General features: G+C 61.1%; 8 protein-coding genes. 3 read left to right on the forward strand and 5 right to left on the reverse strand.

All coding sequences use genetic code 11. The annotated features are described in order from the left end of the window. Nucleotides 1-76 precede the first annotated feature (76 nt). A complete protein-coding gene (locus ATU_RS15260; RefSeq protein ID WP_010972926.1) occupies nt 77-1,723 on the forward strand; it encodes a GNAT family N-acetyltransferase in 1,647 nt (548 codons plus the stop codon). A gap of 60 nt (nt 1,724-1,783) precedes the next feature. Beyond that, a complete protein-coding gene (locus tag ATU_RS15265; RefSeq protein WP_010972927.1) occupies nt 1,784-2,938 on the forward strand; it encodes an amidohydrolase in 1,155 nt (384 codons plus the stop codon). A 24-nt stretch (nt 2,939-2,962) separates the two neighbouring features. Here ATU_RS15265 and ATU_RS15270 read toward each other — a convergent pair whose 3' ends face one another. The 5 genes from ATU_RS15270 to bcsN form a co-directional block, all read right to left on the reverse strand. Beyond that, on the reverse strand, nt 2,963-5,311 hold the full coding sequence (locus tag ATU_RS15270) for a cellulose synthase (protein WP_035257393.1): 2,349 nt from the start codon (nt 5,309-5,311) through the stop codon (nt 2,963-2,965). Then, the gene (locus ATU_RS15275) at nt 5,302-6,357 is read right to left on the reverse strand and encodes a family 8 glycosyl hydrolase (RefSeq protein ID WP_010972929.1); all 1,056 of its coding nucleotides are present in this window, start codon (nt 6,355-6,357) and stop codon (nt 5,302-5,304) included. Before ATU_RS15275 ends, ATU_RS15270 begins: the two co-directional genes overlap by 10 nt. Continuing rightward, nucleotides 6,354-8,837 carry a cellulose biosynthesis cyclic di-GMP-binding regulatory protein BcsB gene (locus tag ATU_RS15280; RefSeq protein ID WP_010972930.1) on the reverse strand — a complete coding sequence of 828 codons (2,484 nt, stop codon included), beginning with the start codon at nt 8,835-8,837 and terminating at the stop codon, nt 6,354-6,356. Before ATU_RS15280 ends, ATU_RS15275 begins: the two co-directional genes overlap by 4 nt. Then, nucleotides 8,834-11,023, reverse strand: coding sequence for a UDP-forming cellulose synthase catalytic subunit (gene bcsA / locus ATU_RS15285; protein ID WP_010972931.1), 2,190 nt, complete (start codon nt 11,021-11,023; stop codon nt 8,834-8,836). The genes ATU_RS15280 and bcsA overlap by 4 nt, the downstream gene beginning before the upstream one ends. Before the next feature lie 94 nt (nt 11,024-11,117). After that, the gene (gene bcsN / locus ATU_RS15290) at nt 11,118-12,017 is read right to left on the reverse strand and encodes a cellulose biosynthesis protein BcsN (protein ID WP_010972932.1); all 900 of its coding nucleotides are present in this window, start codon (nt 12,015-12,017) and stop codon (nt 11,118-11,120) included. Nucleotides 12,018-12,450: 433 nt separating this feature from the next. Between bcsN and ATU_RS15295 the strand changes: the two genes are divergently transcribed. Beyond that, complete coding sequence (locus ATU_RS15295) at nt 12,451-13,635, forward strand: AGE family epimerase/isomerase (protein ID WP_010972933.1); 1,185 nt, start codon at nt 12,451-12,453, stop codon at nt 13,633-13,635. The last annotated feature ends 9 nt before the right edge of the window (nt 13,636-13,644 follow it).

Consider the following 13,644-nt stretch of genomic DNA (forward strand, 5'->3'; position numbering starts at 1 on the left):
GGGAATATTTGAAGCCAGCCGTTTACCCATAAAATGAAGCCTCCCGAATGTGTGATCAGTGTTGGGAGGGGCAAGAATGCGCATCGATATCATCGACACGGATGCCGGCTTCGAGGCTATCCGGGAAAACTGGGACGCGGTGTTCATGGCCGATCCCCATGCCCGGCATTTCCTTTCCTGGGGCTGGCTTCGGGATTACATGCCGCGCCGCAAACGCTGGTTCATCCTGGCGCTGCGCGAGCGCACGGAAGGCTCGCCTTACGTGGCGTTTTTCCCCTTGCGCCTCGTCACCGAGCCGGACAAGAAGACCGGCCGCTTTCACGACAGCATCGTCATGGCCGGCAATGCGGCGGCGGATTACACCGGCTTCATCTCCCGGCCGGACTATGAGAACCACGCCATTGCCGGTTTCTGCTCCTATATACGCCAGCAGAACTGGACCGAGCTGAAGCTCGACTATCTCTGCGGCGGGCCGGAAAGGCGCGACGCGATGATCCAGGCGCTTCAGGGTCCACTCGTCATGTTCCGCGACAGCATGCCGACCAACCCCTACAACATCAACAATTGCATCTGCCCGGTCGTGAGTTTGCCCGAGACGTTCGACGCTTATCTCGAAAGCCATATGAGCAGCCAGACGCGGCAGAAGCTCCGGCGCTTCCTGCGAAAGGTGGAGGGTGGCGACGAATACCGCATCACCTTCGCAACCAGGGACACTCTCAAGCGGGAGATGGACATCCTGTTCGATTTCTGGCGCGTTCGCTGGGCGCCGCACAAGGGCAAGGAGCGCACCGAACTCCTGATCGGCGCGACGCGGCAGATGTTGATGGATGTCTGGCTGCGTGGCGATCTGGAAGTGCCGGTGCTGTGGTTCGGCGACCAGCCGCTTGGGGCGCTTGCCAACATCATCGACCGGCAGAAAAAATCGGTCCTGTTCTACATTACCGGCCGCGACGAGGACTGGAAGACGCCGTCCCCCGGCCTCGTGCTGCATGGGCACTGCATCCGCAGGGCGATCGAGCAGGGTTTTAAGACCTATGATTTCCTGCGCGGCAACGAGCCCTATAAATATTTCTTCGGCCCGGAAGAGCACAAGCTGAGTTGCACCCTGTTCCGCACCCGCTCTGGCGACAATCTCGGCGGCACGCTCCACCCGCGCAGCGTCCGTTTCGTTTACGAACAGGCCCTGAAACTCTACAAGAGCGGTAAGAAAAGCGAGGCGAGCATTGCCTTCGGGCAGGTTCTTTCCGCAGCGCCGGATCATCTCGGCGCGCAGTTCGGGCTTGCCAACCTCGCCTTCGACCGCGGTGAGTTCCGGGAAGCCGAGATCGCCTTTCTCAGCCTCATCGCAGCAGGCCACGAACCCGTCGTCCTTTGGTTGCGCATCGGCGAAACGCGGCTTGCGCAACAGCATTATCACGAGGCATCCGAGGCCTTCCGCCAGGTAACCAACCGCGCGCCGTTCCACCGGGAAGCACTTTACAAATGCGCGGTAGCGCTGATTGCCGCCGAACGACAGATGGAGGCGGCGGAAATCCTCGAAAGGCTGCAACACTATCATTCCGACGATGCGGCGCATCTGGAATATGCCGAAAAAGCCCGCGCCGCCCTTGCACGGCTGGAAAAGGCAAAGACCACGGTTCCGCTACCGCCCGATGTCATCAAGCTTGCCGCCAAACCGAAAACGACGGGCAAGCGCTGGCATCCGCCAAAGGTTTTGCATTAAAGACATCGCCCTGTAAGTTGCGGCAGAAAAACCAAGCCTGCCGACTTGCAAGGATATCAGATGTTTCTGACCAACAAGGACATGCTCGATCTCGTCGAGCTTCGCCATGATCTGCACCGCCATCCGGAAATTTCCGGGGAGGAAAAGGAGACCGCTCGGCGCATCCGCACTTTCCTTGCGCAGACAAAACCCGACCGGCTTCTCGCCGATCTTGGCGGCCATGGCGTGGCGGCGGTCTATGACAGCGGTAAAAGCGGCCCGGCGATCCTGATCCGCTCGGAACTCGATGCCCTGCCCATTCATGAGAAGAGCGAGGCCGATTATCGCTCCCGCACCGACGGCAAGGGCCATCTTTGCGGTCATGATGGCCACTCCACCATCCTGACGGCACTGGCGCTCGGCCTCTCCAGGCAAAGGCCGCAAACCGGTCGCGTCATCCTTCTCTACCAGCCAGCCGAGGAAACCGGCGCAGGTGCCGCCGCCGTTCTTGCCGACCCGCGCTTTCACGAGATAAAACCTGATTATTCCTTTTCGCTGCATAATCTGCCCGGTCTGCCGCTCGGCCATGTCAGTGTGCTGGAAGGCCCGGTCAATTGCGCATCGCGCGGCATCAAGATCCGCCTTTCGGGAAAGACGGCGCATGCCTCTTCACCGGAGCACGGCGTTTCGCCAATGCAGGCGATATCCCTGATGATGCCGGCTCTGGCCGAACTCGGTTCCGGCTTCCCGCCCGAGCCCGATTTTTCGATGGTGACGATCACCCATGCCGTGATGGGCGAGGCCGCCTTCGGTATTTCCCCAGCCGATGCGGAAATCTGGGCAACGCTCAGAACCTTGACCGACGACCGGATGGAAAAGCTCTGCACAGCTGCGGAATCACTGGCGAAGAAGGTGGCAGGCGAGCAGCAACTGACGCTCGACATCGCCTATGACGATATTTTCCTGCATTGCGAAAATGCGCCAGAGGCGGTCGCGCACATAAGGCGGGCACTCGACGAGGAGAAAATTCCCTACAATTCGGAGGCTCTGCCCATGCGGGCCTCCGAAGATTTCGGCCGTTTCCGCGCCGTCTCGTCGTCAGCCATGTTCTTTCTCGGCGCCGGCAGAGATTACCCCAACCTGCACAATCCCGATTATGACTTTCCGGACACGTTGATCGGCATCGGCGCACGCATCTTCATGCGCATCATCCGCAATCTTACAGACGTGGAATAGCGACGACGAGCCTTCCGCCCGCTGTCAGCCACCGCCCTGAGGGCCGTTGCTCGGTCGGGCCGAGCGCACGGCCGCCAGCCCCTTGATGCCGTCCTGATTCCCGATGGCTGTCAGGCTTTCGAAAATCTGGGCCGCCTCGCCATACCGGCGCATGGCAAGATAGGAATAGCCACGCAGCACCATCAGGTCCGTTCGCTCGTCTGCCAACCGCGCCCGCTGGTCGAGCAGCAGAAGCGTTTCCGAATACCGTTTCGACTGGAAGGCGGAGACCGCCCTGTCGGCCAGGATCGAGACCTGCAATTCGGTCGCACGCGGGCGATCCATGCGCGATTTCGTTGCCGAGACGGCTGCATGGTCCGTCAGCCCCATGCGCAGATAAGCAAGGCTCTGGCCATAGGCCGCGTCGCTTTTCACCGTCGACTGGCCGCCTTCAATCGCGGATTCGAAAGCTTTCAGAGCCTCTGCCGGACGGTTCGTTTCCATCAGGCACCAGCCGAGATCGAGCGCCTGTTGCGGCGGCAGACGCTGTGGGTCGGGATAGGCCGCGCAGGAGCGTGGACGGGAGGCGGCGCTGGTTTCCCTTTGCGCCTGCACCGGCCGGCGCGCCTGCTTGCGCGAAGGTTCGGGCTGCTGCTGGACGACAGGCTGGTCATAGACCATCGCCGTTCCGCCCTGCGGCGCATAGGTCGGCGCGGGCGCCGTCATCTGTTGGGTAAGGGGCGGTGTGCTCACGGGGGCAACAATCTGCCCGGACTGATCCACCATCCGCGCCGTGCCAACATCGGCAATACGTTGAGAGCGGCTCGCCCATTGCTGCTGTATGCCACGCAGACCGGCCAGATTACGCAGATCGTGATAACTGACGGCCATGCCATAGGCCGACGGCTCATCATCGGGTTTCCAGCCAAGGGCCGTGCTGAACCATTGCAAAGCAAGCGGTGTCTGCCGGAAAGCAAGCGAATACCAGCCGAATTGCTGCGCGGTGGCCGCATCCTTGCGCGCCACCGTTTCCCCGGCAATGCGCTGCAGCACGTCAGGCGGCAGAACGACCGGTGGCTGCAGGGCCAGAAGATTGGCCGTGGCGGCAAGATAGGTCGCAAGCGCATCATCTGATGACGTGCGCCATTTATACATGACGTCTTCGGCCTCGCGCGGCTCATTACGGTCGATCAGCGCCAGCGCCAGACCCTGCGAGGCCGAAGCGCTGTCTTCTTCCTCACGCGTCTTGCGGAACCACTTTTCCGCTTCTGCCATGTTCTTCTGGCGGATGTTGTACCAGCCGAGCAGCAGGGCGTCACTTGCAAGCTTGTCGGTCTCGGCAAGTCTTTCAAGCCGCATCAGATAGGCGGAAGGAACGGTGACGCCTTCCTTTTCGCCCTCTTTCGGTTTTTCTCCGGCCTTTGCCACGAACTGTCGGGCGAGATCGTTCTTGACCGGCTCGAATTCCAGCTGACCGTCGGCACCCGGTTTTTCCTTGGCCAGCAACTCGCCCATCATCTCCGCCGGCAAAAGCGCGGATGCCTTCTGCACCGTCGCGAGCCTGTCGCTGGCGGCCGTGCAATTGTTGAGGATGTAAAGATAAGCGTCGCGCGCCCGTCCCATCCGGTCGCTATTGGCGAAGGCATCGGCGACCCGCCACAGGACATCGACCTCGCCGCAGGTCAGCAGGGCGGGATTGTTCGCGGCGGTATCCACGACCGCCGAATATTGCTTGAGATCGGACGCATTGACGAGCCGCTGGCGGGCTTCGGCAAGCGAGAGCATGCCAATGAGATTGTCGGGTGGTTGCCAGCCGGGTTCGGCCTGCTGGCGATCGGCAATCGCCTTGCGCACTTCGGCATAACGGCCATCGGTATAAAGCTGCCACATGGCGTCGAGCTTGGGATCGCCGTTTTCGGGAATGGCGAGAGGATCGGCCGGCGGCGTCCAGTTGGGATAAAGCGTGCGAAGACGCGCGATTTCGGCCTGAAGCCGCTGGGTATCCCCACGGGCTGCAAAATAGCGCAGCGCGCTGAGATCGACTTCCGGCATATCGGCCGAGGCGGGCTGCGGCGTTCGCGGGGCCTGTGCCGTCTGCATTTGCGGCGCCTGCCCGCCAGCCTGCATCACCGGTAGCGGATCGCTTGCCGGAACGGTGACCGGCGGTGTCGTGACGGGCGTCGTTGCCTGCGCCATCTCACGATTTTTGACGAAAGCACTGATCTGCGCCGGATTGGCCGCCGGTGAAATGCGCGGTGTCGCCCGGTTATCGCCGACCGCCGATGTATGCACGTCCGACACCCGTCCGAGAATGTTATCGCGCCAGTGGAAGGCAGCAAGCGCAATCAGAAGCAGGATGAGAGCCGAGGTCGACAGTGGCTTATTCATCGGCATTCCCCGTTATTCCTTGCCAGAAACGACAATGCCAGAAGATGCAATGTGGAAGGATAATAAAGTGTTGGCTGGAAATTTTTAAGTTCGGCGGAAACGGCGGGACCACCGGCGATGCAGGCGGCAAGCGCCGGTATGATGCGATAACCGGCATCGGACAGCACGTCCTTCACCGCGCCGCTCTTCAGATCGAAGGTGCCGGCAGCACCGCTTTCCAGCGTCATGCCGTCTTTCAGCCGGGAAAGCAGCTCGGGCGCGCCCATATTCGCCCTTGCAAGATAAAGCGGTATGCGCACCGCATTATATCCGAATTCCGGCTGAAATCCCGATGCCGGCTGCGGCTTCGTCTTCACCGATACCCAGTCGGCGGGCAGTTTTCTGTCACTGAAGGCGAAGGCGCCGATCTGCGCCACCCCATCATCTGCCACCGCTTTCCAGAGCGGCGACGGCGCGACGAGATTGAGCACCGGAAAGGCTTCGAAAATCAGATAGGACGGATTGACCACCGGCCCATCGGCCCGATCGCCCTCGCCAAAACCGCTGGCGGCCGGCAGAAGCAGCGTGCGCCCGCCACGCTGCACCACGGTCTTTTTGAGGATGACGGAGGCGATGGCCGCCGATGCTTCGGCATAATCCTGCCGGTTCCACTGCCCGGCCGCCAGCGCCAGCGCATAGGCGATCAGGATGTCGCCATCCGTCGCATTATTGATGTCGGTGACATGCGGTCTGGTGCGCGGATCCCATTTCCAGGCGGAAAGCCCGTCATCGCGCACCAGCAATTCGGTGCGGGTGAAGCTCCAGATCAGCTCGAAGTCGGACAGGTTGTCGGCAAGCACGGCGAGCCACATGCCATAGCCCTGCCCTTCGCTGTGGCTGATATTGCTGTTGCCGGTATCGATGATCCGGCCACCGGGATCGAGAAACGCGCCCTTATAGGCAGCCCATGCGTCCGTCGGGATCGAAGCCGCGCGGCTGAGGGAGAGGCCGGCAAACAGCATCATGGCCGACAGGCAGACAATACCGGCAATTTTCGAAATCCCGCTCTTCATCGATGCCGCCCCATCATGCGCAGCATTACGAAGGTGGCAAAACCGAGCAGCGACACAAAACCAATGAATGCCAGCGAATAGGAAAGAACGTTGGAAGACAGCCAGTTGGCGGCGATCAGCCTCCAGTTCGAGAGTGAAAATGCCCGGGTGGCATAAAGATTAGGCCGTTCCACTTCCACCGTTTCGATCTTTTCGGCTGCGGCATCGTAAGCGGCGACACGCCCGGTGACGTCGCGCCAGCGGTTTTCCCGCGTCATAGCCTGCATGCCATCTAGAAGTTCCGCTGAAGTCGGCGCGGTCGCCAGTGTCCATACCCCCTCGCCGGAGGGGCTGAGGCCCTGTGCCAGCATGAAGGAGACATTGCCGGGCGGCGCATAGGGCTGTTCAGCCGCCGGCAGGAAGCGCAGCGTATCCGAGCTCAGATCGAAATTCCGCTTCATCCACTCCTCGAAGGAGGAGACCTGGCCCTCCCAGATGCCGCCATCCACCCGCTCCCGCCAGTCGTTGAACAGGGTGTCGCTGTTTTGGGCTGGGACCTGCACGCCGGTTCCCATTTTCCAGGATATCTGGCTGGACGGAACGAGATTGAATTGGCTGATCAGCGCCTGCGGAAATTGCGAGATCGTGCCGACAAAGAGGGCATCGCGATCACCGATCACCAGCGGCGAGGCAACGGTCTCGATATCAATCGGATGTCCCGCCACGCTCGCAAGCCGGCTGATCAAAGTGGCTGCCACCGACATGGTATCGGTGTCGAAACGGTCGAGCGACAAGGCAACCGGCCCGCCGGTCCGGTAAGGCTGGCCGGCACCCGCCATCGCGGCGAGATCCGGCTTGCGGCCGATCTGCGCGTAGTTAGGAATATGAATTTCCGAGGTGTCGAACAGGGCAAAACGCGGGGTCGCGCTGGCGGGTGCGCCGGGGGCACAGGCCTGATCCTGTGCCGTCATCAGCACCGCCTCGAGGGTCACCTTGTTCGGCCCTGGCTTGAAATGACGCATCGTCACTTTGATCGGCAGGTGCCGGAAAATGCCGCCGCCATTGTTGGATATCGGCACGGTCGAGGCGATCTGATCATTGACGTAGATATCGACATGGCTGCCGGGCAAGACCTGCGAAGAATAGGCTGCATCAAGCAGAAGAGATGCCTCGCCATAGGCAGACGCGTAAAAATCGGCGGGCATGCCGACATAAAATTCAGTGCGGAAACGCCGACCGCTAAATTCGGTGCTTTGCAGACCAAGTTCGGAAAGCGCGATACGGCGGTCCGACATGACAAGTGGCACATCCGGCGCATGCCAGCTGCGGGTCGAAAACGTCGTTCTCTGGGCACCGGGCGTGCGCGATATCGAGGAAAACAGCGTCTCGATTGCCGCCTGCACCGCCTGCGGGGTGGGGCCGGTGACAAAAAGCGGCGAGGAATTGCCGGGGCCGGCGTTGCCAAAACCAGCAAAGGCTCCCGCCGATGCCTCGGGCGGCAGCGCTCCAGCCACACCGGCAATCTCGCGAGCCGTACCGACGAAAACCGTCAGCGTGCCCGCCTTGCGCTCGGTGGAAGGGGCGGTAACGAAACGGATCGTCTGGTTCGGCATCTGGGTTCTGAGCGCCAGCGCCTGTGAAAGACGCAGGAGAGAATCCGCAAATGCCGGATTGCCGAGCGCAGGTGCAACGATCTCGATCGACGTCATCGCCTTGCCATCAGGCCCGGTTGCCTGAATGTCGTCGATATTGGCAAAGCTGCCGGCGACATCCGAATTAAAGCCGATATAGGTGTTCGCAGGGTTCACATCGGTCCACAGATCGTAGGTGGACTGGATCGTGCAATCGGTTCTGTGGCGTTGCTGCACACCGAGCGTCACGACATTTGAGCCGACCTGCAAGACGCCGGGCGGTATCTTCAGGGCGACATTGCCTTCGCTGTCAGGTGCTTCGATCCGCGCCGCATCCAGCGCGACATTGTTCAGGCTCACCTGAAAATTCGAGCTTTCCGGCGCGACCACGATTGCATTCTGATAGCCGATATTGAGTGAAACGGCGGCATTCGCCTGCTCCGGCGTCAGATAGATGCTCCATTGCCGGCGATCAATCTCACCGGAAAGGCTGAGCTTTTCATAGGGCAGGATATACCGGCGCCGGCTGTCCGCATTAAGCGACGAGGCCGGAGCTGGAACCGGTCTTGCACCTTCCTGCCGTGGAGGAACCAAAGCGGGCGGCAATGGCGCAGCGGCCGGGCGTTGCGGCGCGGGCTGGACCGCAAAGGGCGGCGGAGCCGAGGGCTGGCCCGGTGTCGGAGTGGGCACCTGTACAGGCGGTTGCGGCGGCGGCGCGACAGGCGGAATGGCGGGCGGCGCCGGTGCGGGTGACGTCTGCGCCGGCCTTTCAGGCGTCATATCGAAGGGCGAGGACTGCGCCATCGCACCCGCGGCAACCGCGCATATCAATACTGTCAGAGAACCCCTTATGGGTTTGCAGCCGATCATTTCACGGCTCCGACAGGCTTGGCGCTTTTCGGAGCGGGCCGACGCGCGCGGACGAGATAATAAAGGCCCCGCTGCGTCTGAAAGAGCGCGATCGCGAGGAATATCGCCGTGCCGCGGATGAGCCCGGGGTTCTTGCGGCGCACGCGCTGAAATTCGCTCCATTGTTCGGAATTGGCAAAGATCAGGTCGGCGATCAGACGGTGATCGACGGCGCGCTGCGGCGAGAAGGTGCAGCCGATGGAGACGAAACCTTCGCCCCTTACCGTTCGCACCACATTCAAAGGCATCGTTTCAGGCACGCCCTCGCTATGCGGCTTGACCTTCACGATGGCCGTCGCGCCTTTTTCGATGTTTGTGGCACTGTCGAAAATATTGATCAGCAGGCCGTGCACCGACACGTTGTCGATGGAAGCCGGAACCCAGGTATCGCTGCCCCCAAGCTGAACCTCGCAGCGGCGCTTGACCGTGATGCGCCGCGACGCGGACTTGTCGCCGCGCTCCGAGACGACACCGAGCGCGCAGCCCGCAAAGATGAGGTTCAGCAGGTTCCAGCCTCCGACCACGAGCGTGACATCCGCCTTGTAGGGCTCGCTGTAGATGCGCCATACGGCAAAGGCCATAGCCACCAACAGCAGCGCGAAAATGACGAAGAACGGCCGGCTGATTTCCGAAAGCCGCGCCTCGGCGATGGATTCATCCTTCGCCGTCACTTTGAAGGTGGGCTTGCCGGGATTGAAGATCACCGAAACCACAGCGGGCAGCAGGTGAACGGTCTGCACATATTCGTAAAGTTCCGAAATCCACGGCCATCGGAAACTGCCGTAGAGATAGTTCTGCATCATCAGATTCACGAGCATATAGGCTGCCGTGTAGGCAAGGAACTCACCGCCCGAAGCCACGAAAATCTGCAGATCGAAGAATAGATAGAACAGTGGCGCGAACAGGAAGATCGTCCGCGGGAATGGGAACAGCCAGAACAGCGTCGACGACATGTAGCACAGACGCTGCGTAAACGAGAGACCACGCTTGAACAATGGCTGGCGGAAAATCAGGATCTGCATCATGCCCTGCGCCCAGCGGCTGCGCTGGCCGATGAAGCTTGCGAAGGTAGCCGGCTGCAGACCGGCGATCAGAGGCTTGTCGACATAGACACTGTTCCAGCCGCGCGAATGCAGCGCCAGTGCCGTTTCACAATCCTCGGTGATGCTGACACCGCTGAAACCATCGCTATCCTGAAGCGCCTCCCGCCGCAGCACGGCAGCCGAACCACAGAAGAAGGCACCGTTCCATTTGTCGAGACCGCGCTGGATAATGCCGTAAAACATCTCGTTTTCGCTCGGCATCGTCTCGAAGGTGCGCAGGTTGCGCTCGATAGGGTCTGGATTGACGAAGAAATGCGGCGTCTGCACCAGGAAGAGCCGGGGGTCTTCGTCGAAATAGCCGACCGTTTCCAGAAGGAAGTCACGGGCAGGCGCGTGATCGGCGTCGAACACAGTCACGAGTTCGCCGGTCGAGTGGGCGAGACCGTTATTGAGGTTGCCGGCCTTGGCGTGGACGTTGCGCTCGCGTGTCAGGTAACGCACGTCGAGATCTTCACAGAGCTTCTTCAGCTCCTCGTGGCGGCGCTGCGCCGCCTGCGCCTCGACGATATTGGCGGCATTGCGCTTCTGCACCGAGCCGCCATCGTCCAGCAGCCAGACGGTGAAACGGTCGGCCGGATAATCCATGTTCTTGGCCGCCGCCAGCGTATTGGCAAGAAGTTCCGCGTCTTCATTATAGCTCGGCACGAAGACGTCGACCGTCGGCCGATAGTCGGGCGAACCGGGCCGCGTCTTGCGCGACGGCAGCGGCATGGACACGATGACAAGGCTGAGGCCCAGCATCACAACGCTGTACATTTCCGCCAGGTAAAGCAGAAAGCCGGGAATGAAGTTCTCAAGCTGGTTGACGGGCGGCAGCGTGCTCGTTGTGCGCCAGTAGACATAACGCAGAACGATGGCCGTGCCGAAACCCAGCGCCACCAGCCGCCAGGCGCCCTGCCCGTTGAAGCTCTTGATCGTCGCCAGCAGGATGAGGGAGATCGCGGTCGCCACAAGATGCGTTTGCAGGCTGACCGGCATCGTGATGATGGCCAGAACGCAAAGCGACACAAGCAACCAGACAATGACTGTGATGGCCTTGTTCATCCAGAAACTTTCCGTTCTCTTCCTCGTCCGGAATTTCGGCTCGGAAATTTCATGATATGCGTCTCGGCGCCGCCTTTCCCGCTGGTTCCGCCGATCACCTGCATCCCGGTGCCGCTCCCGAACCGGCCAGACAAGCTGGCGAGGGAATGGACACCTGCGGAACCTGCGATGGCTGCGGGCCGCTTTCCACCGAACGGCTATCCACCTGCCTGGCTCCCACCGAAGGTCGCGCTGGCAGTGATGGCGCACCCGCCGATGTGGGCGAGGGAATACTGACAGCCGCAACGGGCGGCAGCGGCTGTGGTTCCGGCTGCGTGGGCGCGGCGACCGTCGCACGACGAGCTGGCCGGGGCGGCACACTGGCCGTGACCTCACCGCCCGGCCGCATCGGCACATCGTCCGTCTTCATGGGATAGACCGGGCTGCCAGGCCGGCCGAGATTCTGATCCACCGCCCGCGGCGTGCCATAGGGGTTCCAGCTTGGCGACGCATAGGTGCCGGTGATCGTGTAATTATACATGACCGCCAGCAGCCGCTCGACACTTGCGCCGGACTGGCAAAGCCGCAGCCGCACCTTGATGCGTCCGAGATTGCGATAATCCTGCCGCATGCTTTCGGGCGAGCGTATGTCCTGCCAGCCATAAAGGCACATATCGTCGCCGTGACCCTTGCCGGCTGCGTATGAAAAGGCGCCATAACCATTCTGCAGGTAATTTGCCGACATGGCGATGGCTTCACCCGGAAACTCGGCGCGGATTTCCCGGGCGACGGAAGACGCCCTGAAACCCTTGAAAGTCAGAGCGTCACGATCGGTATCGCCCGCCTGCTGGGGGCCGAAGAACTCCGCCTTGAGATAATTCTGCCCGGGAGTGGTGGTCTCGGAGCGCAAGATGACCTGCTGCGCCACGGCGTTGGAATAGGTGCGATTGACCACGGCAACGATTTCGGGACCACCGGGCGGCGGGAAAATCAGCGCTTCGGAAGGAGATGCCATCTGCGCGCCCCCGAACGACCGAACGCCCGCGGGAGTATTGCAGGCCGAAAGAACCGCAACGGAGAACAGCAATGAAGTATAGGCAGAAAATCTCTCTGCCTTGCGCCCCTCTATTTCCCCAACACCGCCCAAGTTAAAAGGAAACCGAATCACTAATGACCAGACCATTGCTACGAAATACGTGAGGACTGCGAATAAGCAATCTCAAATTTGCATTGTAATTTCTGACACTTCATGACTCGCGAATCGCTGAGGCGGCCCGTATCTGCCACAAAAGACAGGGAACCAACGGCGCTGCCAAGGGGTTGGCATCCTGTCAGGCCGATAATTTTACGGTTGCAGCGCAATATGTCCCATGGTCTACTTGCGTCTATTATTACGTATTTTTATTGGTCAATTTTTTAATTCAACTGTAAAAACAGAGAGTTATCGTATGACAGTCCAATTTCCGAGCATTTCGCAGACGCTTGCCGAAGAGATCGGAACATTACGGAAATGGCTTGACGAAGATGCCCTGCCCCTGTGGTGGGAGGCGGGTTCGGCGCGTCCGGATGGCGGCTTTTACGAGCGTCTCAGCCAGGATGCGAAGCCGATTTTTTCCGATGATCGCCGCGCCCGCGTGCAGCCGCGCCAGGCCTATTGTTTCGCCGCCGCCGGCCAGCATGGCTGGCAGGGACCGTGGAAAGACGCGCTCTCGCATGGCCTCTCCTGGTTCGAGAAGGTCTATCGGCTTGAAAACGGCCTTTACGGCAACCTCGCCGACCAGACCGGTCGGCTGATCGATCCCTCCTTCGATCTCTATAATCAGGCTTTTGCGCTTTTCGCCGCAGCGCAGGCGGCCGCGAGCCTTCCCGAACGCAAGGACGAGATGCGCGTCAGGGCGCTTGACATCCTCGCCATTCTCGAGCGCGACTACAGACATCCCGTCGCCGGCTTCGAGGAAGAGAACCCGCCGCGCACCCCGCTCTGTTCCAATCCCCACATGCATCTTTTCGAGGCGATGCTGGCCTGGGAAGCGCAGGACCCGCAAGGCCCCTGGTCGGCACTGGCCGATGAGATTGCCGGCCTTGCCCTCACTCGCTTCATCGATGGCAACAATGGTGGGTTGCGCGAGTTCTTCGCCCATGACTGGACACCCCATGAGGGCGAGAAGGGCCGCATCATGGAGCCGGGCCACCAGTTCGAATGGGCCTGGCTTCTGGTACGCTGGGGCAGCCTGCGCGGCAATGATGAAGCGATTACGAAGGCCAGGCGCCTGTTCGAAATCGGAGAAGAACACGGCATCTGCCCGCGCCGCAAGGTGGCGATCATGAGCCTTTACGATGATTTTTCGGTGCATGACGGGCTGGCGCGGCTGTGGCCGCAGACGGAGTGGCTGAAGGCTGCTGTGCGGCTTGCGAGCGTCACGAGCGGAGAGGAACGGCAGCGCTACCTCACCTCGGGCCTGCGCGCCATCGGCGCGCTGCAACCTTTCCTCGACACACCGGTCAAGGGCCTGTGGTTCGACAAATGGCCAGCCGACAGGCCGATGCTCGACGAGCCGGCACCGGCAAGCACGTTTTATCACATCGTCTGCGCCATCTATGAGGCGGAGGCGGTGCTGGCAGAAGGGCAATAGACCTCGCCC

It is taken from the genome of Agrobacterium fabrum str. C58 (assembly GCF_000092025.1).
In the GTDB taxonomy this organism is placed as follows: domain Bacteria; phylum Pseudomonadota; class Alphaproteobacteria; order Rhizobiales; family Rhizobiaceae; genus Agrobacterium; species Agrobacterium fabrum.

Excerpts from the sequence above, each read along its gene's own strand:
- ATU_RS15260 (WP_010972926.1), top strand. The coding sequence starts at position 77 with ATGCGCATCGATATCATCGACACGGATGCCGGCTTCGAGGCTATCCGG.
- ATU_RS15265 (WP_010972927.1), top strand. The coding sequence starts at position 1,784 with ATGTTTCTGACCAACAAGGACATGCTCGATCTCGTCGAGCTTCGCCAT.
- ATU_RS15270 (WP_035257393.1), bottom strand. The coding sequence starts at position 5,311 with ATGCCGATGAATAAGCCACTGTCGACCTCGGCTCTCATCCTGCTTCTG.
- ATU_RS15275 (WP_010972929.1), bottom strand. The coding sequence starts at position 6,357 with ATGAAGAGCGGGATTTCGAAAATTGCCGGTATTGTCTGCCTGTCGGCC.
- ATU_RS15280 (WP_010972930.1), bottom strand. The coding sequence starts at position 8,837 with ATGATCGGCTGCAAACCCATAAGGGGTTCTCTGACAGTATTGATATGC.
- bcsA (WP_010972931.1), bottom strand. The coding sequence starts at position 11,023 with ATGAACAAGGCCATCACAGTCATTGTCTGGTTGCTTGTGTCGCTTTGC.
- bcsN (WP_010972932.1), bottom strand. The coding sequence starts at position 12,017 with ATGGCATCTCCTTCCGAAGCGCTGATTTTCCCGCCGCCCGGTGGTCCC.
- ATU_RS15295 (WP_010972933.1), top strand. The coding sequence starts at position 12,451 with ATGACAGTCCAATTTCCGAGCATTTCGCAGACGCTTGCCGAAGAGATC.